Genomic DNA, 25,467 nt, shown 5'->3' with positions numbered 1-25,467 from the left:
AGGTCAACAGGGAGACTGAGCATGAACACGAAACTCTTGACGGCAATTCTTCTGGGATCGAGCGTTCTTTGCTCCGCCGGAGCCGCTTTCGCCCAGGACGCTACGCTGACCATCGAAAGCTGGCGCAACGACGACCTTGCTATCTGGCAGGACAAGTTGATCCCGGCGTTCGAGGCCAAAAACCCAGGCATCAAGGTGGTGTTCTCACCATCGGCACCGACCGAATACAACGCAGCCTTGAACGCCAAGCTCGATGCGGGCTCGGCCGGCGACATCATCACCTGCCGGCCGTTCGACGCCTCGCTCGACCTCTACACCAAGGGCAAGCTCGCCGATCTCACCAGCCTGTCCGGCATGGAGAACTTCTCCGACGTCGCTAAATCCGCCTGGACGACCGACGATGGCAAGGCAACGTTCTGCGTGCCGATGGCATCCGTCATCCATGGCTTTATCTACAACAAGGATGCCTTCGATCAGCTCGGCATCACGCCGCCGGCGACCGAGGATGAGTTCTTCGCCGCCCTCGACAAGATCAAGGCGGACGGCACCTTCGTGCCGATGGCGATGGGCACCAAGGACCTGTGGGAAGCAGCCACCATGGGCTACCAGAATATCGGCCCGAACTACTGGCATGGCGAGGAAGGCCGCCTGGCTCTGCTCAAGGGCGAACAGAAGCTGACCGACCCGCAGTGGGTCGAACCGTTCGCGACGCTGGCCAAGTGGAAGCCTTACCTCGGCGATGGCTTCGAAGCCCAGACCTATCCTGACAGCCAGAACCTGTTCACGCTCGGCCGCGCGGCGATTTTCCCGGCCGGCTCGTGGGAAATCTCGGTCTTCAACACCCAGGCCCAGTTCAAGATGGGTGCGTTTCCGCCGCCGGTGAAGAAGGCAGGCGATACCTGCTATATTTCCGACCACACCGACATCGGTATCGGCCTCAACGCCGCCTCGAAAAGCCCGGACGCGGCCAAGACCTTCCTGACATGGGTCGCTTCGCCCGAGTTCGCGGAAATCTATGCGAACGCATTGCCGGGCTTCTTCAGCTTGAATTCGACACCGGTGAAAATGGCGGATCCGCTGGCCCAGGAATTCGTGTCCTGGCGCGACAAGTGCAAGTCGACGATCCGTTCGACCTACCAGATCCTGTCGCGCGGTACGCCGAACCTGGAAAACGAGACCTGGGTTGAATCGGCAAACGTCATCAACGGAACCGATACGCCGGAAGTCGCTGCCAAGAAGCTGCAGGACGGTCTCGACAGCTGGTACAAGCCGGCGAAGTAAGTCGATCTTCGCGGTCCGGCCGGGCGTGTTGCTCCGGCCGGACCTGATCTCGATTGCATGCGCGTGCCATGATCCTTACGCTCCACGGCAGTGGGCCAGTTGGCGTGCGCGGCAACGTCGTTCGCCTCGACGCGATGAAGGCGTTCTATGTACACGCTGAACTGGACCGCGACCGGGCGGAGACCGAACACATGACTGCACCCGCAGCATCAAAGCGACCTTTCCGCTGGCACATCGCCATTTTTCTGGCGCCGGCGGTGCTGGTTTATACGGCGATCATGATCCTGCCGCTGTTCGGCACGCTGCAGCTTGCCCTGTTTCGTAACATTGCGCAGAGTCAGGTCTTTGTCGGTCTGGACAATTTCCGCACCTTGTTCGGCGATCCCAACTGGTCGGTGAATTTCTGGAATGCGCTGAGGAACAATGTCTGGTTCTTCATCATTCACATGCTGGTTCAGAACCCCATCGGGGTCGTGCTTGCAGCACTTCTGTCCAGCCCCAAGCTGCACTTTTCCGCCTTCTACAGAACCGCCATCTTCATTCCCACAATCCTGTCCTTCGTCATCGTAGGTTTCGCCTGGAAGCTGATCCTGTCGCCGCTCTGGGGCGTGGCGCCCAACCTGCTCGACCTGATAGGCTTGAAGAGTCTTTTCACACCTTGGCTCGGCAAGGAGGACTACGCCCTCACCACACTCGGCCTGATCTCGGTGTGGCAGTTCATCGGCATCCCGATGATGCTGATCTACGCCGCGCTGCTGTCGATCCCGGACGAGGTCATCGAGGCCGCCGAATGCGACGGCGTTACCGGCATGGCCCAGTTCTGGAAGATCAAGCTGCCGCTGATCCTGCCGGCCATTGGCATCATCTCTATCCTGACCTTCGTCGGCAATTTCAACGCCTTCGACCTGATCTACTCGGCCCAGGGCGCGTTGGCCGGCCCGAACTACTCGACCGATATCCTCGGCACGTTCCTCTACCGTGCCTTCTTCGGTTTCCAGTTGCAGGTCGGTGATCCCAATATGGGCGCGGCCATCGCCACCATGATGTTCCTCATCATCCTGGTCGGTGTGTGCATCTATCTGTTTTTGATCCAGACGCGCCTGCGTCGATATCAGTTCTAGGGGAGCGCACGATGAGCAAAGCCACCGTCTCGCTTCCCAGATCGGCCGCCGCACATGCGGTTCTCCTGGCCTACACGGTCATCGCGCTGTTTCCGGTGTTCATCATCGTCATCAACTCGTTCAAGTCGCGCAATGCCATCTTCCGCACGCCAATGGCGCCGCCGACGACTGAGACGTTCGACCTCGTCGGCTACCGAACCGTGCTCGCCCAAGGCGATTTCCTGCAATATTTCCAAAACAGCTTCATCGTCACGGTCGCCTCGCTGTTTTTTGTCCTGTTGTTCGGTGCGATGGCGGCTTTCGCGCTGTCGGAGTACCGCTTTCGCGGCAACAAACTGATGGGGCTCTATCTGGCGCTCGGGATCATGATCCCGATCCGTCTGGCCACCGTCGCCATCCTGCAATTGATGGTGGCAAGCGGTCTGGTCAACACGCTGACAGCGCTGATCCTTGTCTACACCGCCCAGGGCCTGCCGCTCGCCGTCTTCATCCTGACCGAATTCATGAGCGGCGTGTCCGATGACCTGAAGAATGCCGGGCGCATCGATGGATTGTCGGAATACACGATCTTCTTTCGCCTGGTCCTGCCGCTGGTCAGGCCGGCAATGGCGACGGTGGCGGTCTTCACCATGATCCCGATCTGGAACGACTTGTGGTTTCCGCTGATCCTGGCTCCTTCGGAAGGGACCAAGACCGTCACGCTCGGCGCCCAGATGTTCATCGGGCAATACGTCACCAACTGGAACGCGGTGCTGGCGGCATTGTCGCTGGCAATCCTGCCGGTGCTGATCCTCTATCTTGTCTTCTCGCGGCAACTGATCCGCGGCATCACGTCTGGAGCGGTGAAGTGAGCGCAGAACAATCGATCAGGGTCGTAGTTGCCGGGCTAGGCAATATGGGCCGCAGCCACGCGCTGGCTTATCACAACAATCCCGGCTTCGAGATCGCCGCACTCGTCAATCGCTCCGATGTAGCGTTGCCGGGCGGGCTGGCAGGCCACGAGATTCGCCGTTCGTTCGAGGATGCCTTGCGCGACGAGAAACCGGATCTGGCCGCCATCGCCACCTATTCGGACAGCCATGCCGACTATGCGGTGAAGGCTTTCGAAGCCGGCTGCCATGTCTTCGTGGAAAAGCCGCTGGCAACGACGGTGGCGGATGCGCGCCGCGTGGTCGACGCCGCCAAGGCCAATGGCAGGAAACTGGTGATCGGCTACATATTGCGCCACCATCCGTCATGGGTGCGGCTGATTGCCGAAGCCAGGCTGCTTGGCGGGCCTTATGTATTTCGCATGAACCTCAACCAGCAGTCTTCCGGCGCGACCTGGGAGACGCACAAGCAACTCATGCGCACCACCTCGCCGATCGTCGATTGCGGCGTCCACTATCTCGACGTGATGCTGCAGATCACCGATGCGAAACCGGTCGAGGTGCGCGGCATGGGTGTTCGCCTGAGCGACGAAATCGATCCCTCCATGTACAATTACGGACATCTCCAGGTGCTGTTCGACGACGGTTCGGTCGGCTGGTATGAGGCCGGCTGGGGACCGATGATTTCGGAGACGGCCTTTTTCGTAAAGGACGTCATCTCGCCCAATGGCTGCGTATCGATCGTCATGGCCGAGGGCGCGAAGTCGGACGACATCGACACCCACACCAAGACCTCCACCATTCGCCTGCACAGCGCGGCGACAGACGCGGACGGCAAGTTCAGGCAACCCGATCAGATGCTGTCGATGCAAGGAGAACCGGGTCATCAGGAATTGTGCGACCTGGAACAGGCCTTCGTGCTCAAGGCAATCCGCGAAGACGTCGACCTGACACGCCACATGGACGATGCCGTAAAGTCGCTCGCTGTCTGTCTCGCCGCCGATGAAAGCGTGCGGACCGGCAAAGCCGTCAAGCTATAAGGGACGCTGCCGTGGGTTCTCTCAATATCGAAAGCGTGAAGAAGTCCTTCGGCCCGGTCGACGTGCTGAAAGGCATAGACCTCGACGTATCCGACGGCGAGTTCGTCGTCTTCGTCGGACCTTCGGGCTGCGGCAAGTCGACTTTGCTGCGCGTCATCGCCGGCCTGGAAGACTCGACATCCGGCCGTATCGTCATCAATGGCGAGGATGTGAGTTCGACGCCACCGGCAAAGCGCGGCATCGCCATGGTGTTCCAGACCTATGCGCTCTATCCGCACCTGACGGTCAAGAACAATATGGGCTTGGGTCTCAAGCAGGCCGGTACGCCTGCGGCGGAAATCGACAAGCGTATCGGGATCGCTTCGGCAATGCTGTCGCTCGAACCTTATCTCAACCGTCGTCCGGCGGAGCTTTCCGGCGGCCAGCGCCAGCGGGTCGCCATCGGCCGGGCCGTCGTGCGCGAACCGAAGCTGTTCCTGTTCGACGAACCCTTGTCGAATCTCGATGCGGGGCTTCGCGTCAATACCCGCCTCGAGATCGCGCAATTACATCGCCGGCTCAAGGCCACCATGATTTACGTCACTCACGATCAGGTCGAGGCGATGACCTTGGCCGACAAGATCGTCGTGCTGAACGCCGGCCGTATCGAGCAGGTCGGCGCGCCGATGGAACTCTACAATTCACCGGCGAACGAGTTCGTTGCCAGCTTCATCGGTTCGCCGAAGATGAATTTGATCGAAGGTGCGCGGCTGGGCGAAAGCGCCAAGACCATTGGCGTGCGGCCGGAGCACCTGACCGTCGACCCGCGGAAGGGAGCCTGGAAAGGAACGGTCATCCACACCGAGCATCTTGGCGCCGACACCAACATCTATCTCGATTGCGAGAAGGCGGGCCTGCTCACCGTGCGGGTTTTCGGCGTCTACGATGCCGAGCCTGGCTCCACGCTGTTTGCCACGCCCGACCCGGCCAGGATTTATCGCTTCGGTGAAGACGGTCGTGCGTTGACCTAGGGAATGACTTTCTAGCGCTTGGCGGCAGGCAAGTCCGCTTTGGCAAGGGCATTTATCTGCCTCTGCCGGAACTGCTTCAAACCACCAAGGAACGTCTTCGCATTCTGGTTGCCATAAGCCCGGTGGCTGACGGCATAAAGCAGGACACCGGCCGTCTTCGCCCCGCCGCGGTACGGCGCGTAGCGATAGGCGTTCCACTCCACGATATATTCACCGTCCGCCCCCTTGGTGCTGGCGATGAAGTCGAGCAGGGCTTCGCCGGTCGCCTTGTTCTCAACGAGGCTTATATTGACCAGCGGATCGCTGGCCTTGCGCTTGTTCAGCGCATCGACCTGGCTGCGCACCGCATCCATGACCTTGATTTCGCCCGTTACCACTTCGACCAGCAGCATCTGGGCGTAGGTTTCGACCTTCTGGCCAGCTGGGACATATTCCTGCTTCACGTAGTTCGCAGTCGGCTGACCGCTCCACGCGAGGCCATAGGACTTGCCGTCGAATTCGAGAGGGCCGGGCACGCTGAGGAAGTCCTTGACCTGTGCGGCGGCCGGCATGGCGATGACTATGGCAACAAAACAGGCGGCCACGAGCCGGGCCGCTAGAGCGGTTCCGATTTTGATGGAATCGGTGAACCGCTCCAACTCCTTGTTTGTACGCAATTCCGGACGGAAAACCGGTTCCCACTTAACTTGGGATTGCTCTGGTGTATTGGCGGGGAGGGAATACGGCATGGGAGGCCTCATCTATCTCGGATAAAGCAACAGGTGGTTGTTGCCTCCGGTTCGACACGCTTCGGTGAATTCCCCGGTCGCAGCAGGGTCGGCAAGGAATTCGGCATATTGTTCCTCGCTGATGGCGAAATAGGCTTCCCATTCGACGGCGCGGTCAATTCCCGACACCGGTGTGGAAAGATAGTAGCCGCCGGCTCCCTCTTCGACGCCGAGACTGAACCTGTAGTCACGGCCGACAAATGTATCCTTGAAGCGTCGCATCTGTCGGCGTTGAACATCCCCGCTCGTGCATATCGAGTGAACTCGCCGCAGCCGCGCTGGTTCCAGAAAAAGCGCAGCCAGTTTCGTCCCGCGACGACGCTCTATGAGTCGGGGCGGAACTTCTGGCGCTGGGTGCCAAGCCCGGCCACACCAAGTTCGACCACATCGCCCGGCTTGAGGAAGCGGGGCGGTTTCTTGCCCATGCCGACGCCGGCGGGCGTGCCGGTGGCGATGATATCGCCGGGATGCAGCGACATGAACTGGCTGAGATAGGAAACGAGATAGGCGACGCCATAGACCATTGTCTTGGTCGAGCCGTCCTGCATGGTCTCGCCATTGACCTTCAGCCAGATACCGAGATCCTGCGGGTCGGCGACTTCGTCCTTCGTCACCAGCCACGGGCCGATCGGACCGAACGTGTCGCACGACTTGCCCTTGGTCCACTGACCCTTGCGTTCGACCTGGAAGGCGCGTTCGGACACGTCATGGGCGATGCAATAGCCGGCGACATAGTCCAGCGCGTCCGCTTGCGAGACATATTTGGCGGTCTTGCCGATGACGACGGCCAGTTCCACTTCCCAGTCGGTCTTTTCCGAGCCGCGCGGGATCAGCACGTCGTCGTTCGGGCCGACAATGGCTGAATTGGCCTTCATGAACACGATCGGTTCGGGCGGAACGGCCGAGCCGGTTTCAGCCGCGTGGTCCGAGTAGTTGAGGCCGATGCAGATGAACTTGCCGACGCCGCCAACGCAGGGGCCGATGCGCGGCGTGCCTGCCACTGCCGGAAGCGCTTTCGGATCGAGCTTGGCCAATGCTGCCAGCGAGGTCGGTTCGAGCACTTTTGCACCGATGTCCGCGACATGGCCGGAGAGATCGCGGATCGTGCCGTCCGCATCCAGAAGCCCCGGCTTTTCAAAGCCAGCCTCGCCGTAACGCAACAGTTTCATGGTTCCTCCCTCAATGCATTCTAGTACTGGCCGAGCAGCCTTGCCCGAGTTTCTCCCGTAACCGAGGCAGCCTCCATGGGCCAGAGGTTCAGCCGAGTTCCAGCCTCGCAACCCTCGGGTTCTTGCAGGGTTTTATTTACAGGAAACTTATTTTCACATCAAGGGAAGCGGCGTCAGCCGATACGGATCCGGCGGCGCATCCCGCCAAGTGCAGGAGCAATCCCCTGTCAGCCGACAAAGGCGCGCTCGACGACGAATTCGGCCGGATTGGCCAACGAACCTTCCTTGAAGCCATGGGACTCAGTCAGTTCCTTGACGTCGCGCAGCATGTGCATGGAACCGCAGATCATGACGCGGTCGGTCTGCGGATTGAGCGGTTCGATGTTCAGGTCGGAATAGAACTTGCCGGACGCGATGAGCGCCGTGATACGGCCCATGCGCGCCGACTGCTCGCGCGTGGTGGAGTTGTATAGCGTGACCCGGCCGCCGGTCAGTTCGCCGATCAGCGGATCGTTCTCCAGCGCAGCCACCAGTTCCTGCCCGTAGACAAGTTCGGCATTGTCCCGGCAGGTGTGGGCCAGAACGATCTGGTCGAACTTCTCATAGGTGTCGGGATCGCGCAGCAGGCTGGCGAACGGAGCAATGCCGGTGCCGGTCGAAATCATGAACAGGCGCTTTGCCGGTGTCAGCGCATCGACCACCAGCGTACCGGTGGGCTTCTGGCGCATGAGGATGGTGTCGCCGATTTCGATCTTCTGCAGTTCCGAGGTCAAAGGGCCTTCAGGGACCTTGATCGAGAAAAATTCCAGTTCGTCGTCCCATGACGGGCTGGCGACGGAATAGGCGCGGAAAACGGGCTTCTCGGCGTTGGGAAGCCCGATCATGACGAACTCACCCGAACGGAAGCGCAGCGACTGCGGGCGGGTGATGCGGAAGGAAAACAGCCGGTCGGTATAGTGCCTGACCGAGACCACGGTTTGCGCATAGACGTTGGCAGGGATAGGAAATTGCAGAGGCTGCGCGCCTGCAATATTCAATGAAGGAACAGTGTTCATCAAGACAACCTTCTGCCAAATGCGGCGCACAAAACCATGCGCGCGTGTGAGACTTTTGGGTCCGTCGCGCCGTCGTGCAGTTCTGCCTGGTAAGACCTTGTGCCCTGAAACTATTAGTATACGAATGAGTTTTGCGTCAAGATGGGCTCGTAAAACGCCTTTCCAATCTGGTACATAGAAGCAGTTCGGACATTTCGGATTTTGCCAATGCAAGAGAAAGTTCCGGCACAATCGGGCGGCGTCATCGCTGGCATCGATGTGGGCGGCACTTTTACCGACCTTCTTTTGATAGACGGCAACAGCGGCGGCAAGGTCCATATCGCCAAGACGCCGACGACCAATAACAACCAGGCATTCGGTGTGGTGGCGGCCCTCGGGGCCACAGGTTTCCCGGTTCGCGATGTCGATCTGATCGTTCACGGAACCACCACGACCACCAACGCCGTGCTGGAGCGCCGGCTGGCCAGAACCGGCATGATCACCACGCTGGGTTTCCGCGACATCATCGAGCTTGGCCGGCGCACGCGTCCGCAGCCCTATGGCATGACGGGAACTTTTACGCCGGTCGTCCCGCGCAATCTGCGGCTGGAAGTCGACGAACGCGTGGAGGCAACCGGCGCGGTTCGGGTGCCTTTGAACGAAGACGATGTGCGGCGCGCCGTGGCAGCCTTGCTTGCCGCCGGCTGCGAATCCCTCGTCATCCATTTCCTGCACGCCTATGCCAACCCCGCCCATGAGTTGCGCGCTGCAGAGATCGCCGCGGAAAGTTGGCAGAACGGCTACGTCACCACGGGGCATTCCCTGCTTTCGGAAGCGCGTGAGTTCGAGCGCGGCGTTACTGCCGCCGTCAACGCCTCCGTGCAGCCGATCCTCGAACGCTATGTCGGGAAGCTGCGCAGTGAATTGGCGGCGCAGGGCTACGATCGCGACTTCCTGATGATGAACGGCAATGGCGGCATGATCTCTGCCCGCTTCGTCACCCGCGAAGCGGCCAAGACCGTGATGTCGGGGCCGGCTTCCGGCGTCATCGCTGCCGCATACACCGGAAAGCGAGCCGGCTACGGCAACCTCGTGACCTATGACATGGGCGGTACGTCCACCGATGTCGCCCTGATCCGCAATGCCGAACCGGCAGTCTCCAACGAAACGGAGATCGAATACGCCATGCCGATCCACGTCCCGATGGTCGCCGTGCATACGGTGGGAGCCGGCGGTGGTTCGATTGCCCGCGTCGATGCCGCCGGCCTGATCCAGGTCGGCCCGGAAAGCGCCGGGGCCAATCCGGGCCCGATCTGCTACGGGCGAGGCGGAACCGAGCCGACGCTGACCGACGCCAATCTGGTGCTGGGACGGCTGGCGCCGCAAAAATTGCTCGCCGTCGATCATCCGGTGCCGGTGGAAGCAGTGCGGCAGATCTTCGCCGAAAAAATAGGCCGTGCCTGCGGGCTCGACGCCGTCGAGGCGGCGGGTGCGGTGCTTCGGCTGGGCAATCTGAAAATGGCCGGGGCCATTCGCATGGTTTCGGTGTCGCGCGGCCATGATCCGCGCGATTTCGCGCTGTTCGCCTTCGGCGGCGCCGGACCGCTACACGCGGCGGCTCTTGCCCGGGAACTCGGCCTGCCCAAGGTTCTGGTGCCGGCGCGGCCGGGCATCACCAACGCCCTTGGCTGCGTGGTGGCGGACTTGCGCCACGACTTCGTCAACACCGTAAACCAGCCGGTCTCGCTGGTCGACGAGGCTTTGATACGCCAAATCCTGGAGCGCCGTTGCGAAGAAGGCGCAAGAATGATCGCCAAGGAGGCGATAAGGCCGCAATCGCTGCGGGTCGCGCACTCGGCCGACATGCAGTTCGTCGGGCAGACCCATATCATCAACGTGCCGCTGCCCTCGGCCTCCGTGTCGCGCGCCACGCTGCAGCAACTGTTCGAGAAAGCCTATTTCGCCCGCTTCAAGGTCGAACTGCCGGAAATCCGCGCCAATCTGGTCAACCTCAACACATCCGTGACCGGCGTGCGCCCCGACATCGATCTGTCGCGGCTGATCGATCCTGCCGCGCGCGCAGACAGCCTCGATGACGCGCGGCTTGAGACCAGGCCGGTCTGGTTCGATGGAGTATGGCACGACGCGCCGGTCTACGCCCGCGAGAAACTGCCGTTGGGCGCTACCGTTGAAGGTCCGGCCGTTCTGGAACAGATGGACGCGACAACGGTGCTGGAACCCGGCAACATCGCGCGCTCCGACGCGGACGGAAACCTCGTCATCGACATAGGCGGAGGCTGAGCCATGGCAAAGCTCGACGCGATCACGCTTTCGGTCATCCAGGCGGCACTTCAACAAACCTGCGACGAGATGGACCTGACCTTCTCGCGCGCGGCTTTCTCGCCGGTCATCGCTGAAGCCAACGATCGTTCTGACGGCATCTATTCGGCGCTCGACGGATCGCTGATCGCGCAGGGCAGTCAGGGATTGCCCGTATTTGTCGGGGTCATGCAGTATTCGACCCGGACCGTGATCGAGATGATCGCCGACGGGCGCTGCCTGCCGCCCGCGCCCGGCGACATCTATATCGTCAACGACCCTTATCTCGGCGGGACGCACCTCATGGACGTGCGCTTCGCCATGCCGGTTTATCGAGGCGGCAGCATCTTCTGCTGGCTGTCGAATACCGGCCATTGGCCCGACATTGGCGGCGCAGTGCCTGGCGGCTTCTCGGCTTCGGCCACGGCCGTCGAGCAGGAGGGCCTGCGCCTGCCGCCGGTCAAGCTGTTCAAGAAGGGCAAGCTCGACCCCGAAATCTACGCCATCATCTGTTCGAACATCCGTGTCGCCGACCAGCGTATCGGCGATATCAAGGCGCAGGCAGCCGCGTTGATGGTCGGTCAGGACCGGCTGTTTGAAATCCTGGATCGTTACGGTGACGAAACTGTCGTCGAAGCCATTGCCGAGTTGCGGGCGCGGGCGGCGGCCCAGATGCGCGCCAACATCGGCACCATTGCCGACGGCACCTACCGCTCGCAGGCATTCGTCGATTCCGATGGCGTGGTCGATGAGCCTCTCACCATAGCGCTGGCCGTTGAAAAACAGGGCGATACGCTCACCTTCGATTTCATGGGTTCATCGAAGCCTTGTGCCGGGCCGATGAACAGCGTGCTGGCAACGACATTGTCGTCGGTCTATCTCGCCATGCGTCACATATTCCCGGACGTGCCGATCAGCGCTGGCGCTTTCGAGCCGCTGATCGTCAAACGGCCGGAAGGAACCTTCCTCGACGCGAAATATCCGAGGCCTGTTTCGGGCTGCGCAGCAGAAGTTTCGCAACGCATCGCCGAAGCCGTCTTTGCCGCCATGGTGCAGGCCCTGCCGGATAAGGTAACGGCGGCGCCAGCCGGTTCCAGCGGCAATTTTGCGCTTGGCGGCAACGACCCGGTGCGCGGGCGCGACTACGTCATGTACCAGATTTCGGGTGGTGGCTATGGCGGCAATACCGGGCACGACGGCCTCACCAACGGGTGTTCCACCATCGGCATCTCCAAATCACCGCCCGTGGAGATCATGGAGCAGGCATTCCCGGTGCTCTATCGCCACTATGCGTTGCGGGAGGGTTCGGGCGGTGCCGGCAAGCAGCGCGGCGGGTTCGGTTTAGCTTATGAGGTTGAGCTTCTGCGCGGGCAGGCGCGCGCCTCGTTCGTCATGGATCATGGCCGCGTCGGGCCGCAGGGCGTGCTTGGCGGCAGCGACGGTGCGGTCAATACCGTGACCGTGTTCAAGGGCGGCCAGCCACATGTGCCGCCGCATCTGTCCAAAGAGCAGGACATTCCATTGAAGGCCGGTGACCGCGTGCGCGTCGGCACACCGGGAGGTGGGGGCTATGGCGACCCCTTGCTGCGGGCACCGCAAGCCGTGCTCAATGACGTTGCGCTTGGCTACTACACGAAAAAAGAGGCCGCAGAGAAGTTTGGGGTGGCCATTTCAAATGACGGGACGGCGGTTGATGACAAGGCCACCGCGAAGTTCAGGCAGGTGGCGCATTGACCTGCGCCAGACCTTCCCTTGGGTCATCTCGGCAAGGTCGGAACTTTAAGCACATCAAGGGCTTTGTTGATATCGCTGTTGCCTCTGCACGTTTCGGTTTCTATAGAGGGAAGGTCCTCACCTTTATCTTGCAAGTGGTGAGCAGAACAACGGGATTGGTCTGTCGAGGACACGAAGGCGCTGCAGCGTCAGGTCGGGAAATTGGAAAGGAACCGAATGGCTGATCAGCTCGCGTCGGAAATCATCGACAAGATCAAGGAACACGCGGAGCCGGGTGACGACGAGATCACGGTCAGCACCGAATTGACGGCGCTCGGCATACACTCGCTCGAGCTCACCGAGATTATCTTCGACCTTGAGGAAAAATACGACATCGAGATCGAGATGAACACTGTCGATGCCTGGAGCAATCTCAAGAACGTTGGCGATATGGTCGAGGCCGTTCGTACTCTGATCGACAAGAAAGCCTGATTTTCAGCCTTATGCGAACGCGCGTCGTCATCACCGGCATCGGCGGAATATGCGGTCTCGGCACCAACGCCGCCGCCATATGGGAAGAAATGCGCGCTGGCCGTTCGGCAATAGGCCCGATCGGCAATCTGGCGCTGCACGACATCAAGGTGCGAACCGGCTGCGAGATCAGGCAGTTGCCCGACCACGGCATAGACCGCAAACAGCTTGTCACGATGGATCGTTTCAGCCTGCTTGCCGTGATTGCCGCGCGCGAGGCGATGCTGCAGTCCGGCCTGTCCGCCAGCGACATCGACACCAATCGCATCGGCACCATTGTCGGCGTCGGCATTTGCGGCTGGGAAACGGTCGAGGAAAACTACCGGTCGATCTTGCTGGAAGGCAAGAGCCGGGCGGGAATATTCACCGTACCCAAGGTGATGCCGGGAGCTGCGGCCGGCCAGGTCAGCATGAATCTCGGCTTGCGCGGGCCGGTCTATGGGGTGACGTCCGCGTGTGCGTCGGCGAACCATGCCATCGCATCGGCGGTGGACCAGATCAGGCTTGGCCGCGCCGACGTCATGGTTTCAGGCGGCACCGATGCGCCAATGGTCTGGGGCATACTCAAAAGTTGGGAAGCCTTGCGCGTCTTGTCCCCTGATACCTGTCGTCCGTTTTCAGCCGACCGGCAGGGCCTGGTCCTGGGCGAGGGTGCCGGGATGGTGGTGCTGGAAAGCTATGAGCATGCAAGGGCGCGAGGCGCGACCATTCTCGGCGAGATCGCCGGCGTAGGTCTCTCCGGCGATGCCTCCGACATCGTGGCGCCCACGATAGAAGGTCCGGAAAGCGCGATGCGGGCCTGTCTGGCCGATGCCGGTATCAATGCCGAAGACATCGATTACCTCAACGCCCACGGCACCGGCACCAAGGCCAACGACCAGATCGAGACGGCGGCGATCAAGCGGGTGTTCGGCGATCACGCTTACAGCCTGTCGGTATCCTCGACCAAGTCGATGCATGCCCATTGCCTGGGCGCATCGGGTGGCCTGGAACTGATCGCCTGTGTCAACGCAATTCGCGAAGGTGTGGTGCCGCCGACGGCGAATTTCCGCGAACCCGATCCGGATTGCGATCTCGACGTAACGCCGAACGTATCGCGGGAACGTAAGGTTCGTGTGGCTCTCAGCAATGCTTTCGCCTTCGGTGGAACCAATGCGGTGCTTGCATTCAAGGCAGTCTGACCCGGCCTGCCGTGCAGTTGCCGCTGGACTGTTTGCCTTTCCGCCCAAGGAGCCCCTATGACCGACCTTTCCGATTTTCCCGTCGCCAAGCGCTGGCCGGCTGAACATCCAGACCGCCTTCAGCTTTATTCGGCGCCGACCCCGAACGGGGTCAAGGTTTCGATTGTCCTGGAAGAACTCGGCTTGCCCTATGAGGCGCATTACGTCGATATCGGCAAGGACGAGACCTGGACGCCGGAATTCCTGTCGCTCAACCCCAATGGCAAGATCCCGTCGGTCATCGACCCCGATGGCCAGGGGGGCAAGCCGCTGGCCCTGTTCGAATCCGGGGCCATCCTGCTCTACCTCGCCGAGAAAACCGGCAAGTTCCTTCCAGCGGACCCGGCTCTTCGCTACGAGACGATCCAGTGGGTTTTCTTCCAGATGGCAGCGATTGGACCGATCTTCGGCCAGCTTGGTTTCTTCCATAAATTTGCCGGGCGCGAGATTGCCGACAAGCGGCCGCTCGAACGCTATCGCGTCGAATCCCGCCGCCTCGTCGGTGTCCTCGACGGCAGGCTGAAAGAACGCACCTGGATCATGGGCGACGACTACACCATCGCCGACATCTCGATGCTCGGTTGGGTTCGCAACCTGATCGGCTTTTACGATGCGCGCGAACTGGTTGGCTTCGACGACTTTCCAGCGGTCGCCGCATGGCTCGAGCGTGGGCTGGCGCGCCCGGCCGTGCAGCGGGGCATCGTCATACCCACACGGCCCTGAACCGGAAACTGGAGGCTCGGCTACTTGCCCTTGGCGCGTGTGCCGCCCTTTGTGCCGGTCTTGCCGACGGCGGAGGAGGCGAGCGTCGCGGCGCCCTTGGCGGTCGCCACAACGGCACCCACCGCAACATTCGCCGTTGTCTTCATGGTCCGGGCGACCTTTGCGGCGATCGACGTATCATCCGACGTATTGTCACGAGCGGACGATGACCCGCTCGGAGATTTGGCCTTGGCGGCTTTGGCGGGTACCTTGTCCGTTGCGGGCGTTACTCTTTTCGGTGCCGCCTTGCCAAAGGCCGGCTTGGCATCTTTTGAGCGCGCCGCGATTGCCGGGCCAGCCCCGGCTTTAGCCTGGGTCGCCTTGGCTGGCTTGGATGCGGTCTTTTTTGCCTTGGTCGCCATTGAAATCCCTCGCGGTTGTCGAATTTTACTTGTCGGTGACAACGAACAAACGGACCGCAGGTTCCGGACGATGGTCACGGAGTTCAAATGTGGTCGCCGACAATGAGGTCGGGCGCGCGGCGGTGTGCGTATACCCTCTCGACATTCGGCAAATCGTTGGAAGCGACCCAGGTACGGGCGTCTTCATCGGATTTGCCATGCTCGGACCAGCGCGAGAGCAAACGTCGTTCCAGTTCGGCGCGATTGGCATCGACAAAGATAGAGAAATCGAACAGAGCGCCCAGGCGCGCCCAGGGCTCTTCGTCGAGCAGCAGGTAATTGCCTTCAACCAGCACGAACTTGACGTCGGCGGAAATGACCGATGCCGCGGCTCGCGATAACTCCATGCTGCGATCGAACACCGGAATGGCGATATCCGGCTCGCCACTTTTGATGCGTTTCAACAGCGCTTCGAAGCCGGCAAAGTCGAAGGTCTCGGGCGCGCCCTTGCGGGAACGCTGGCCGCGCTGGTTGAGGATCACATCGTCATAGTGGAAGCCGTCCATCGGCACGACCTCCGCCGTCCCTTCCGGAAGTAGGTCGCGCAATGCGGTTGCGAGGGTGGATTTGCCGGCGCCCGGCGGGCCGGCAATCGCAACGAGGCAACGATGGGCCTTTCCGGCGCGTTTGAAGATGGCAGCGGCGATGGTCGCAATTTCGGACATGATCTCTTGCTCGTGGGCCGCGATACTGTGTCCACAGATTGCGGCTATTTTCAAATCAAACGGGTGCCGGCATTGTCTATGCTCGCAGGAATTGTTCGTCGAATGGAACTTCCCGCACCGCGCCTTGCTCGGTCGACATGCGCAGACAGCCCTTTGCCGCATCGATGCGCTGCGGCACGCCGAATGTCTCTAGCGGCAAGGCACCGATAACCTGTCGGAACGTGACCTGTCCGCCGAGATCGAAGGCCGTGGCTACGCCTTCGCGCTTCAACCAGTTGTCGCTCAGCGATGCGGCATGGCCGATAGCGGCGCGCGCGTCCTCGATGCCGATGACGCCGCCCCGTCCGTTCCACGGGGCATAGTTACGCCCGCCATTGCTGATCCACAGCATCGTCACGGGAAGTTCGGCGGAGTTCTTCAGCGTCAGCACAAGATCGGCCTCTGCCTTGCGGGCAACCGCCGCCCAACCGAGGCTGTTTCCGTCAGCTTCGACCAGCGTGACGAAATCTTCATGACGACCGTTCGCCCCGTACTCGGTCAGGTCGAAGGCCGTGCCGTCGATCGTCGGAAAGTGCTGCAGATTTGCGGAGCGGGCCGGATAGACAAGCAGGGACCGGCCGCGCGCAGGATCTGCTTCTGGCGCTTCCTCAGGCGTGACAGCCAGCCGCTTTGGCGAAAATGCCAGGCGGCCGCCCTGGCTCATGCTCGTCATCGTATGGTGGGCGACGGAAATCGCGCCGGCACCTCCTGCGAAGATGTGCTCCTGATAGAGAAACGGATGGTGGTCGCGCAAAACGAGGGTTTTTTCCACGGTTGCGCCCATGACTTTGCGGCGCAGCCGAAAAACGGCTCGCCAGCCATCGTCGGTTGCGGCGCTGTCGACAAGATTCCAGGCGCTGTTGGCCGGCCAACCGTGTAGCGGCGCGTCTTCCACGTCGCTGCGTGAGAACGGCGCACACAAGAAATCCCCCGAAAGGCGCCGCACGCCTTCCGGAAGATGAACCGGCAGCAGATCCGGTGGCCCATCGGCCCATGGTGCCCGGTGTAGCGGCTTCAGTTTGCGGCCTTCCCTCTCGATGACGAGGTCGGCCAGATGGCCCACCGCAAGATCGATCGAAACGTGAATTCCCTTGGCTTCGAGCGTGACGATGTCCATTCCAACTCCCTTGATAACTCCGTCCACCAATCCAAAGACAAGGCAGCCGGGCTTTGCCCACAGCAATTCACCATCGACATGTCGGTGGCAAGCGAACCAAATAGACGCGGCAAATTCGTTAAGCTAGGTTCGCGCCACTTCTTGAATCAACGCAGATGCAATCTTGTCCAGCGCACGCCTATTCACCCTGTTTCAGAAGATTGTCGCATCCTTCGCCCTGCTGGCGTTGGTAAGCGGCTGCACAACATCATCCACGCCAGAGCAGGTGTTGAGCGTGCCTGCCTCGCCGCAGAAATATGCGGCGATCGTGGTGGATGCCCGGACCGGCAAGCAGCTTTTCGAGATGAACTCGACAGCGCCGCGCTTTCCGGCCTCGCTTACCAAGATGATGACGCTTTACCTGATGTTCGAAGCCTTGGAGTCGGGGCGGCTGACGAAGGAGACGCAGATGCCGGTTTCCGTGCATGCCGCATCGCAGCCACCGACCAAGTTGCGCTTCCGCCCCGGCGAGACGATCGATGTGGATACGGCAATCCGCGCCTTGGCGGTCAAGTCCGCCAATGACGTCGCGGTGGCCGTCGCCGAATATCTGGGCGGCAGCGAAGAGGCGTTCGCCGCTGCCATGACGGCCAAGGCCAGACAGGTCGGCATGCGCGGCACCGTCTTTCGCAATGCGTCGGGACTTCCGGACGAGGCCCAGCATACGACGGCGCGCGACATGGCCGTGCTTGGCCTGGCGCTGCGCACGCACTTTCCGCAGTACTACTATTACTTCTCAGCGACCGATTTCATGTTTCGCGGCAAGTTGGTGCGCGGCCACAACGATATGCTCGGGCGCGTGCCCGGCGTCGATGGCATCAAGACGGGCTACATCCGCGCTTCCGGCTTCAATATCGTCACCTCCTACGACGCTGGGGGCAAGCGCCTCGTGGTGGTCGTGATGGGAGCCGACAGCGCACGCGAGCGCAACGCCCACGCCGAGATGCTGTTGCAGCGGGCGCTGTCGCCATCGCCGGCCAAGCCGCAGTTTGCCTTTTCTGACCGATAGCATGGAGCAGCCAGAGAACCTGAAAGACCACGACCTAGTGGCGCATTCATGATAGTGCCGACCCTAGGTCATCCGCCCTTTTGCGTTGACGCCTCGCGAATGGTCCGCAGGAGTATGGAGAAAGCCGCGGATGGCGGCTTGTCGGTGCGCATGGTCAATCCCACCGCTCCCCTTGTGTCGCCGGTATCGGCCGGGAGCCTGACGAGCGTTCCCGCACGGATGTCCTCACTGACCACGCCGTGCGAGATGATCCATATCGCATCGCTCTGGAGCAGGAAGGCCCGCCCGAAGGAATCGGACACTGTTTCGATCTTGGTGGGGATGCTCGCCACGCCATTGGCGATGAAAAAACGATCGACGACGGGGCGTATGACGGACTCTCGCGTTGGAACCAGAACCGGATAATCACCCAGTTTCGTGAACACGTTCTGGTCACCCTGAAGCAGCGGGTGGCCGGCCCGCACTACAAAAACCACCTGTTCGGAATAAAGGTGCTCGAAGAAGAAGCCGGTCATCTTCTCGGGCGCGGCCAGCCTGCCGACGACGAGATCGAGATCGCCCAGCCGCAACTGTTCGAGCAGCACGGCATTCTCGCCGGTAACGATCTTTATCGTGGCTCCGGTATCTTCCTTCAGGAACAGGTTCATGGCGAGCGGCATGATATGGACAGATACGGTCGGTAGCGCGCCGATGCGGATCGGTGGCCCGGCTTCCATGCTGGGATTGGTGACTGAATCGATGCCATGCCGCAGAGCAGTGATCGCAGCGCCTGCGTGCTGCATGAATATCTCGCCCGAGCGTGTGATGCGAATGCCACGTCCGTCTCGTTCAATGACCGCGACGCCAAGCGCATCTTCCAGTTCACGGATGGTCTTGGTCACTGCCGGCTGGCTGACGTTGAGAATGCCTGCCGCCTTGACCACGCTTTTTTGCCGCGCGACCTCAAGGAATGTTTGCAGATGGCGGAACCGTACGCGGTTTTCAATCATGGCTGACGTATAACCTGACAGTTAAGGGAAGGCCACAAAATATCATTTTACCAAACCAACCAACTAATTCACTGTCGCCCACGAGGAGAACCAACAGTGCAATTCATCGACATAGGCGGCACGACGCTGCATTTTTCGCATCGACCGTCAAAAGCCAGCCGCCACGTCGTTTTCATCAATTCTCTTGGAACCGACTTCCGTATCTGGACGGATGTCGTCGAGCGGCTAGCAGGAAATGTCTCGACATTGGCCTATGACAAGCGCGGCCACGGTTTGTCCGATATCGGTGTTTCCCCTTATTCGATCGAAGATCATGTCGATGATCTCGTCGGTCTGATCGACAGGCTTGGCATCCGGCAGGTTGTACTGTGCGGCCTGTCCGTGGGCGGACTGGTTGCATTGGGCTTCTACAAACGCCGGCCGGAAATGGTCGACGGTATCCTCCTTTGTGATACGGCCCACAAGATCGGCACGGCCGAAGGCTGGAACGCCCGCATCGCGACTGTCGAGAAAAGCGGCATGGAGGCGATTACGGACGGTATCTTGAAGGTCTGGTTCACGCCCGCCTTCCACACGCAACGCAAGGCGGAACTGGCCGGCTACCGCAACATGCTGGCGCGCCAGGCCGTCGCTGGCTATGCAGGCACATGCGCGGCGCTTCGCGACGCCGACTATACCCAGACCGCAAGAAGCCTCTCCGTTCCAGCGCTTTGCCTGGCAGGAGATCAGGACGGCTCGACGCCGCCGGACCTCGTTCGGAGCATGGCCGATCTGATTCCCGGCTCACGGTTCGAGGTCGTTGCGAATGCCGGGCACATTCCTTGCGTCGAGCAACCCGAGGCCCTGACCGGGTTGATCCGAACTTTCCTGTCTGACATTTCTTCCGGAGAAAGCCGAAATGGGTGAGCAACCTCGGCACTCGAACAGGTATCGGGAAGGGCTCGCCGTCAGGCGCTCGGTGCTGGGCGACCGGCATGTCGACAACGCCGAACGCATCTCCACCGATTTCGACCGACCCTTCCAGGAACTGATTACCGAAGCCGCTTGGGGCAGCGTGTGGTCGCGGCCGGGCTGGACGAAGCGGGAGCGCTCCATCGTGACCCTGGCGCTGCTGGCGGCTCTCGGCCATGATGAAGAAGTCGCCATGCATGTACGGGCAACTGCCAATACGGGCGCTTCCCGCGAGGACATCTGCGAGGCCTTCCTGCATGTCGCCGTCTATGCCGGCGTGCCGGCGGCCAATCGTGCGATAAAGATAGCCAAGCAGGTATTTGTGGAAATGGATGCTACGGACGGAAACCACGATGGGGGCTGAACGGTTGCCAAACCACAAGCTCGAGACCGGCGCCTTCTTCCAGCGGGATCGAGCGTGGCATGCGCCGGCCCTTACGCCCGGCTACAAGACCTCGGTCCTGCGTTCGCCGCAAAAGGCGCTGCTGTCACTCGACAATAGCCTGTCGGAAATCAACGGGCCCGTCTTCGGCCACCATGTTCTGGGCGAACTCGACAACGATCTGATCCACAATTTTGCCAGGGCCGGGGAGAGTGCCGTCGGTCCGCGCATCGTCGTCTATGGGCGTGTGCTCGACGAGCGCGGCAAGGGTGTGTCAGGTGCGCTGCTGGAGTTCTGGCAGGCCAACGCCGGGGGGCGCTATCGCCACAAGAAGGAAGGCTATCTGGCCGCTCTCGACCCGAACTTCGGCGGTTGCGGGCGCACAATCACCGACGAGGAGGGAAATTATGCCTTCCGCACCATCAAGCCCGGCCCATACCCCTGGCCGAACGGTGTCAATGATTGGCGTCCCGCCCATATCCATTTTTCCGTGTTCGGCCACGGCTTCGCCCAGCGCCTCATCACCCAGATGTATTTCGAGGGTGATCCGCTGATCTGGCGATGCCCCATCGTCAACACCATTCCCGACAAGGCTGCGGTCGAAACACTGATCGCTACGCTCGACATGCAGGCAACGATCCCCATGGACGCATGTGCCTACAAGTTCGACATCGTGCTGCGCGGGCGACGCTCGTCTTTGTTCGAAAACCGGCTGGAGGGCAATTGATGGCGCAGCCGCTCGATCGCCTTAAGGAATCGCCGTCTCAGACAGCCGGGCCTTATGTCCACATCGGACTGACACCGAATTTTTGCGGCATTGAAGGTGTCTACGCCGAAGATCTCGGTGCGAGCATGGTCAATGACAGGACCAGGGGTGAACGGATCACCGTGCACGCCCGTATCTTCGATGGCACCGGCACCCCGCTCAGGGACGCGCTGGTCGAAATCTGGCAAGCCGATGCCGAGGGGCTCTACAATTCGCCCACTGAAATGCGTGGGACATCCGATCCGAACTTCACCGGTTGGGGCCGCAAGGCCACCGACATGGAAAGCGGCGAATGCGTGTTTGACACTGTGAAGCCGGGGCGCGTGCCGTTCAAGGACGGCCGGCGGATGGCGCCGCATATAACGTTCTGGATCGTGGCGCGCGGTATCAATATCGGTCTGCACACGCGCATGTATTTTCCTGAGGAGGAAAAAGCCAATGCCGAAGACCCGATCCTGACCCGTATCGAACACAAGGCTCGTGTATCGACCTTGATTGCCGAGCGGGCGGACGATGGAACCTATGTGTTCGACATCCATCTCCAGGGGGAGAAGGAAACCGTCTTCTTCGATATCTGATTTGCAGCATTCGGGCCGCCATGTCCTTTTCTCCTTTCGATCATTTGCTCCTGTCCAGCCTTGTCGGAGACGAGAAGATCGCGCGGTACTTCTCGGTCGAGGCCGAAATATCGGCGATCCTCGACTTCGAACGGGCGCTGGCCGTGGCGGAAGCGGCCAATGGAATTGTCGAAGCGGAAGCTGCGGCTGCAATCGTGGCCGCATGCAAGACGTTCAAGCCGGATATGGCCGCCTTGCGCGAGCGGGTCGGCCAAGACGGCGTGGTGGTGCCGGAACTGGTCAGGCAGTTGCGCGAGGCGGTCGGCAAGCCGCATGACAAGGCGGTGCATTTCGGGGCTACCAGCCAGGACGCGATCGATACCGGTCTTGTGCTGCGGCTGAAGCCGACCGTCACGCATCTTGAAGCCGCGCTATCGCAAATTATCGAAGGGCTTGCCGAGCTTGAGGCCCGCTGCTCCAGCCGAAAGCTGATGGCCAGGACGCGTATGCAGCCGGCCCTCCCGATCAAGGTGTCGGATCGCCTTCAAGCGTGGCGGGAGCCGCTGTCGCGCCATCACGTCAGGTTGGAAACGCAAAAACATTCGCTTCTGGCCGTACAGTTCGGCGGCGCTGTCGGCACGCTCGACAAGCTTGGAGGAAAAGGACCTGCCGTGCGGGCGTCGCTGGCGGAAAAGCTCGGGCTCGCGGACGCGCCGCAATGGCACAGCCAGCGCGACCGAATTGCCGAGTTCGCCGGGATTTTGTCGCTTGTTACCGCCAGTCTCGGCAAGATCGGGCAGGACATTGCCCTGATGGCGCAGACAGGCGGCGAAATCGAGCTTACCGGCGGCGGCAGGTCTTCCGCCATGCCGCACAAGCATAACCCGGTTGCTGCGGAGGTTCTGGTCGCGCTGGCGCGGTTCAACGCCACACAGCTTTCCGGCATGCATCAGGCACTCGTGCACGAACAGGAGCGTTCGGGTGCTGCCTGGACATTGGAATGGCTGCTGCTGCCGCAGATGGTTGCCGCCACCGCCGGCGCTCTCAGGCATGCGGCGTCACTTCTCGGGCAGATCGGCACCATAGGCACGTAACGGCGTCTTCTGTGGGAACCTGACGTCAGGTCCCACCGGGGTTGCGATGATCGACAAGGCCTACGGACGGTCCGGTCAAAGGGGGCAGCAAGGAAAACCATGCGCACGCAGGTCGTCATCATCGGTTCAGGCCCGTCGGGCCTGCTGCTTGGCCAGCTTCTGGGCAGCAATGGCATCGACAACGTCATCCTCGACCGTGTCGGCCGTGACTACATATTGGGCCGCGTGCGCGCCGGCGTGTTGGAGCAAGGCACGGTCGACATGCTCGACGAGGCGGGCGTTGGCCGGCGCATGCATGCCGAGGGCCTGCCGCATGAAGGCATTTCGCTTGCATTCGACAATCGCCTGCACCGCATCGATCTCACCGGCCTCACCGGCAAGCACGTGACCGTCTACGGCCAGACGGAGATCACGCACGACCTGATGGACAAGCGCGACGAGAGTGGCTTGACCACCATCTATAAGGCCGCGAACGTCCAGCCGCATGATTTCGATACCGATGCTCCTTATGTCACCTATGACAAGGACGGCATCAGCCATCGCATCGATTGCGATTTCATTGCCGGCTGTGACGGTTCCCATGGCGTCAGTCGCCAGGCGGTTCCGCAGGACACTGTGCGGACCTATGAACGCAGCTACCCGTTCGGCTGGCTGGGCATCATGGCCGAGGTGCCGCCTGCCGATCATGAGCTGATCTATGCAAACCATCCGCGCGGCTTTGCGCTGTGCTCGATGCGTTCGGAGCATCGCAGCCGCTATTATGTCCAGTGCTCGCTTGACGACAGGATCGAAGACTGGAGCGACGAACGCTTCTGGGACGAGTTGCGCCGCCGCTTGCCGAAGGAAGCCGCGGAAGGGGTGACGACCGGCCCTTCCTTCGAGAAATCGATTGCGCCGCTGCGTTCGTTCGTTGCCGAGCCGATGCAGTTCGGCCGCCTGTCGCTGGTGGGCGATGCCGCCCATATCGTGCCGCCGACCGGCGCCAAGGGTCTGAACTTGGCGGCCAGTGACGTGCACTACCTGTTTGAAGGCCTGCGCGGGCACTATCTCGAAAAATCATCGGCGGGCATTGATGCCTATTCGCTAAAGGCTTTGTCTCGCGTGTGGAAGGCCGTACGGTTCTCCTGGTGGATGACCACGGTGCTGCATCGTTTTCCCGACACTGACGCCTTCGGGCAACGAATTCAGGAAGCCGAGCTCGACTACCTCGTTCACTCGCAGGCTGCCGCCGCTTCTCTCGCCGAAAACTATGTCGGATTGCCTTATTGAAGGCAGGCTTCAATCAAAGATATAGCCTGTAGATTATATGTTCCTCATTTCTTTTCATTTTACATTACCGTTTTGAAGATGACATTTGCAACGAGAAGGGGAGTGCACGGCTGCGAACCAGAGCCGGCAAACATGGTGGAGGAAACATGAAGAAGATTCTGTTGAGCGCGGTCGCAGCCGTCGCACTTTGCAGTTCGGCCTTTGCCGATACGGTCAAGGTCGGTGTCGTGGGGCCGTTCTCTGGGCCGTTCGCCATCCAGGGCAAGAATTTCAAGGCCGGCATCGATGCCTACATGGCTTTGAACGGAAGCAAGGTCGGCGATGACGACATCGAGATCATCTACCGCGATTTGCCTCAGGCCGATCCGGCCCAGTCAAAGGCGCTGGCGCAGGAATTGGTGGTCAAGGAAGGCGTGCAATACCTTGCAGGCTTTTACTTTACGCCGGATGCCATGGCCGTGACCCCGTTGCTGGAACAGGCCAACGTACCGCTGGTGATCATGAACGCCGCGACATCGGCAATCGTCACCAAAAGCCCGTATGTCGTGCGCACCTCCTTTACCTTGTGGCAGACATCCGCGCCGATGGCCAAGGTGGCCAAGGAACGTGGGGTGAAGAAGGTCATTACGGTGGTCAGCGACTACGGGCCTGGTGTCGATTCTGAAGCTGCCTTCACCACGACGTTCAAGGCCGAGGGCGGTGAGATCGTGGATTCGATCCGCATGCCGCTGTCGACCAACGACTTCAGCCCGATCATGCAGCGGGTGAAGGATTCGGGCGCCGATGCCGTGTTTGCCTTCCTGCCTTCCGGCCCGACGACGCTTGGCTTCGTCAAATCCTACAACGACAATGGCCTCAAGGGAGCGGGCATCCAGCTTCTCGCGCCCGGTGACCTGACGCAGGAATCCGATCTGCCGGCGCTCGGCGATTCCGCTCTCGGCATGCTGACGACGTTCCACTACGCGATCTCGCACGACTCGCCTGAGAACAAGACGTTCGTCGAAGCGGCGCGCAAGGCCATCGGCAACCCGGCCGAACTGTCGTTCCCTTCGGTTGGCGCCTATGACGGCATGCATGTCATCTACAAGATGATTGAGGCGACGGGCGGCGAACAGAATGCGCAGAAGGCTGTCGATGCCGTGAAAGGCATGGCTTGGGAAAGCCCGCGTGGGCCTGTGTCGATTGATGGTGAGACCCGTCACATCACGCAAAACATCTATCTGCGCGAAGTCGCCAAGGCTGATGACGGCACCTATTACAACAAGGAGATTGCGACCTTCGAGAAGCAGGGTGATCCCGGCCTGGCCGCAGCCAAGTAAGTCGTCCTTCCAACCTCGACGCCCGCGGCCATCG

26 protein-coding genes are annotated in these 25,467 nt (G+C 61.0%); 18 read left to right on the top strand and 8 right to left on the bottom strand.

Features of this window, described 5'->3' with window-relative positions; all coding sequences use genetic code 11:
• Positions 1 to 21 precede the first annotated feature (21 nt).
• The 5 genes from ASD64_RS15270 to ASD64_RS15250 all read left to right on the top strand — a co-directional run bounded on the left by ASD64_RS15270 (position 22) and on the right by ASD64_RS15250 (position 5,321).
• Complete coding sequence (locus ASD64_RS15270; RefSeq protein WP_056106499.1) at positions 22 to 1,281, top strand: ABC transporter substrate-binding protein; 1,260 nt, start codon at positions 22 to 24, stop codon at positions 1,279 to 1,281.
• Between the two features lie 191 nt (positions 1,282 to 1,472).
• Positions 1,473 to 2,402, top strand: a complete 930-nt coding sequence (locus ASD64_RS15265; protein ID WP_056106641.1) for a carbohydrate ABC transporter permease — start codon at positions 1,473 to 1,475, stop codon at positions 2,400 to 2,402.
• Between the two features lie 11 nt (positions 2,403 to 2,413).
• Positions 2,414 to 3,253: a carbohydrate ABC transporter permease gene (locus ASD64_RS15260; protein WP_056106498.1), complete on the top strand. Its 840-nt coding sequence runs from the start codon at positions 2,414 to 2,416 to the stop codon at positions 3,251 to 3,253.
• On the top strand, positions 3,250 to 4,311 hold the full coding sequence (locus ASD64_RS15255) for a Gfo/Idh/MocA family protein (RefSeq protein ID WP_056106496.1): 1,062 nt from the start codon (positions 3,250 to 3,252) through the stop codon (positions 4,309 to 4,311). Before ASD64_RS15260 ends, ASD64_RS15255 begins: the two co-directional genes overlap by 4 nt.
• 11 nt (positions 4,312 to 4,322) lie before the next feature.
• Positions 4,323 to 5,321 (top strand): ABC transporter ATP-binding protein, encoded by a 999-nt coding sequence (locus tag ASD64_RS15250; protein ID WP_056106494.1) that lies wholly within the window; start codon positions 4,323 to 4,325, stop codon positions 5,319 to 5,321.
• Between the two features lie 11 nt (positions 5,322 to 5,332).
• Here the strand turns inward: ASD64_RS15250 and ASD64_RS15245 are convergent, their stop codons facing one another.
• The 4 genes from ASD64_RS15245 to ASD64_RS15230 all read right to left on the bottom strand — a co-directional run bounded on the left by ASD64_RS15245 (position 5,333) and on the right by ASD64_RS15230 (position 8,312).
• Positions 5,333 to 5,905, bottom strand: coding sequence for a hypothetical protein (locus ASD64_RS15245; protein ID WP_244480805.1), 573 nt, complete (start codon positions 5,903 to 5,905; stop codon positions 5,333 to 5,335).
• Between the two features lie 156 nt (positions 5,906 to 6,061).
• Entirely contained in the window at positions 6,062 to 6,310 is a 249-nt protein-coding gene (locus tag ASD64_RS15240) for a hypothetical protein (RefSeq protein ID WP_056106492.1), read from the bottom strand.
• A gap of 101 nt (positions 6,311 to 6,411) precedes the next feature.
• Positions 6,412 to 7,257: a fumarylacetoacetate hydrolase family protein gene (locus ASD64_RS15235; protein ID WP_056106489.1), complete on the bottom strand. Its 846-nt coding sequence runs from the start codon at positions 7,255 to 7,257 to the stop codon at positions 6,412 to 6,414.
• Positions 7,258 to 7,484: 227 nt separating this feature from the next.
• Positions 7,485 to 8,312, bottom strand: coding sequence for a ferredoxin--NADP reductase (locus ASD64_RS15230; RefSeq protein ID WP_056106637.1), 828 nt, complete (start codon positions 8,310 to 8,312; stop codon positions 7,485 to 7,487).
• A 207-nt stretch (positions 8,313 to 8,519) separates the two neighbouring features.
• Between ASD64_RS15230 and ASD64_RS15225 the strand changes: the two genes are divergently transcribed.
• The 5 genes from ASD64_RS15225 to ASD64_RS15205 all read left to right on the top strand — a co-directional run bounded on the left by ASD64_RS15225 (position 8,520) and on the right by ASD64_RS15205 (position 14,797).
• The gene (locus ASD64_RS15225; RefSeq protein WP_056106487.1) at positions 8,520 to 10,592 is read left to right on the top strand and encodes a hydantoinase/oxoprolinase family protein; all 2,073 of its coding nucleotides are present in this window, start codon (positions 8,520 to 8,522) and stop codon (positions 10,590 to 10,592) included.
• 3 nt (positions 10,593 to 10,595) lie between these two features.
• Entirely contained in the window at positions 10,596 to 12,344 is a 1,749-nt protein-coding gene (locus tag ASD64_RS15220) for a hydantoinase B/oxoprolinase family protein (RefSeq protein WP_056106485.1), read from the top strand.
• A gap of 216 nt (positions 12,345 to 12,560) precedes the next feature.
• Entirely contained in the window at positions 12,561 to 12,815 is a 255-nt protein-coding gene (locus tag ASD64_RS15215; RefSeq protein ID WP_056106483.1) for an acyl carrier protein, read from the top strand.
• Positions 12,816 to 12,826: 11 nt separating this feature from the next.
• Positions 12,827 to 14,035, top strand: coding sequence for a beta-ketoacyl-[acyl-carrier-protein] synthase family protein (locus ASD64_RS15210; protein WP_056106481.1), 1,209 nt, complete (start codon positions 12,827 to 12,829; stop codon positions 14,033 to 14,035).
• A 57-nt stretch (positions 14,036 to 14,092) separates the two neighbouring features.
• Entirely contained in the window at positions 14,093 to 14,797 is a 705-nt protein-coding gene (locus ASD64_RS15205) for a glutathione S-transferase N-terminal domain-containing protein (RefSeq protein WP_056106479.1), read from the top strand.
• A gap of 20 nt (positions 14,798 to 14,817) precedes the next feature.
• On the opposite strand, the gene ASD64_RS15200 is transcribed toward ASD64_RS15205, so the two are convergent.
• The 3 genes from ASD64_RS15200 to ASD64_RS15190 form a co-directional block, all read right to left on the bottom strand.
• Positions 14,818 to 15,198 carry a hypothetical protein gene (locus ASD64_RS15200; protein ID WP_056106478.1) on the bottom strand — a complete coding sequence of 127 codons (381 nt, stop codon included), beginning with the start codon at positions 15,196 to 15,198 and terminating at the stop codon, positions 14,818 to 14,820.
• A gap of 83 nt (positions 15,199 to 15,281) precedes the next feature.
• The gene (locus ASD64_RS15195; protein ID WP_056106476.1) at positions 15,282 to 15,902 is read right to left on the bottom strand and encodes a nucleoside triphosphate hydrolase; all 621 of its coding nucleotides are present in this window, start codon (positions 15,900 to 15,902) and stop codon (positions 15,282 to 15,284) included.
• Positions 15,903 to 15,978: 76 nt separating this feature from the next.
• Positions 15,979 to 17,058 (bottom strand): hypothetical protein, encoded by a 1,080-nt coding sequence (locus tag ASD64_RS15190; RefSeq protein WP_056106474.1) that lies wholly within the window; start codon positions 17,056 to 17,058, stop codon positions 15,979 to 15,981.
• Between the two features lie 163 nt (positions 17,059 to 17,221).
• Here ASD64_RS15190 and ASD64_RS15185 point away from each other — a divergent pair, with 163 nt between their 5' ends.
• A complete protein-coding gene (locus ASD64_RS15185) occupies positions 17,222 to 18,106 on the top strand; it encodes a D-alanyl-D-alanine carboxypeptidase family protein (RefSeq protein ID WP_056106472.1) in 885 nt (294 codons plus the stop codon).
• A gap of 68 nt (positions 18,107 to 18,174) precedes the next feature.
• Here ASD64_RS15185 and pcaQ read toward each other — a convergent pair whose 3' ends face one another.
• Positions 18,175 to 19,095, bottom strand: a complete 921-nt coding sequence (gene pcaQ / locus ASD64_RS15180) for a pca operon transcription factor PcaQ (protein WP_056106471.1) — start codon at positions 19,093 to 19,095, stop codon at positions 18,175 to 18,177.
• Between the two features lie 96 nt (positions 19,096 to 19,191).
• On the opposite strand from pcaQ, the gene pcaD reads away from it, so the two are divergent.
• The 7 genes from pcaD (at position 19,192) to ASD64_RS15145 (ending at position 25,433) form a co-directional block, all read left to right on the top strand.
• Entirely contained in the window at positions 19,192 to 20,001 is an 810-nt protein-coding gene (pcaD, locus tag ASD64_RS15175; RefSeq protein ID WP_056106468.1) for a 3-oxoadipate enol-lactonase, read from the top strand.
• On the top strand, positions 19,994 to 20,410 hold the full coding sequence (pcaC, locus tag ASD64_RS15170) for a 4-carboxymuconolactone decarboxylase (protein ID WP_056106466.1): 417 nt from the start codon (positions 19,994 to 19,996) through the stop codon (positions 20,408 to 20,410). The genes pcaD and pcaC overlap by 8 nt, the downstream gene beginning before the upstream one ends.
• Positions 20,400 to 21,155: a protocatechuate 3,4-dioxygenase subunit beta gene (pcaH, locus tag ASD64_RS15165; protein WP_056106464.1), complete on the top strand. Its 756-nt coding sequence runs from the start codon at positions 20,400 to 20,402 to the stop codon at positions 21,153 to 21,155. The genes pcaC and pcaH overlap by 11 nt, the downstream gene beginning before the upstream one ends.
• A complete protein-coding gene (pcaG, locus tag ASD64_RS15160; RefSeq protein ID WP_056106461.1) occupies positions 21,155 to 21,772 on the top strand; it encodes a protocatechuate 3,4-dioxygenase subunit alpha in 618 nt (205 codons plus the stop codon). The genes pcaH and pcaG overlap by 1 nt, the downstream gene beginning before the upstream one ends.
• Before the next feature lie 20 nt (positions 21,773 to 21,792).
• On the top strand, positions 21,793 to 22,845 hold the full coding sequence (locus ASD64_RS15155; RefSeq protein WP_056106459.1) for a 3-carboxy-cis,cis-muconate cycloisomerase: 1,053 nt from the start codon (positions 21,793 to 21,795) through the stop codon (positions 22,843 to 22,845).
• A gap of 99 nt (positions 22,846 to 22,944) precedes the next feature.
• Entirely contained in the window at positions 22,945 to 24,114 is a 1,170-nt protein-coding gene (gene pobA / locus ASD64_RS15150; RefSeq protein ID WP_056106457.1) for a 4-hydroxybenzoate 3-monooxygenase, read from the top strand.
• A gap of 146 nt (positions 24,115 to 24,260) precedes the next feature.
• A complete protein-coding gene (locus ASD64_RS15145; protein ID WP_056106455.1) occupies positions 24,261 to 25,433 on the top strand; it encodes an ABC transporter substrate-binding protein in 1,173 nt (390 codons plus the stop codon).
• Positions 25,434 to 25,467: the final 34 nt, after the last annotated feature.

This window comes from Mesorhizobium sp. Root157 (assembly GCF_001427385.1).
Lineage (GTDB): Bacteria > Pseudomonadota > Alphaproteobacteria > Rhizobiales > Rhizobiaceae > Mesorhizobium.
Note: the sequence above shows the minus strand (reverse complement) of the source record. Positions and strands in the feature narration are given on the sequence as shown.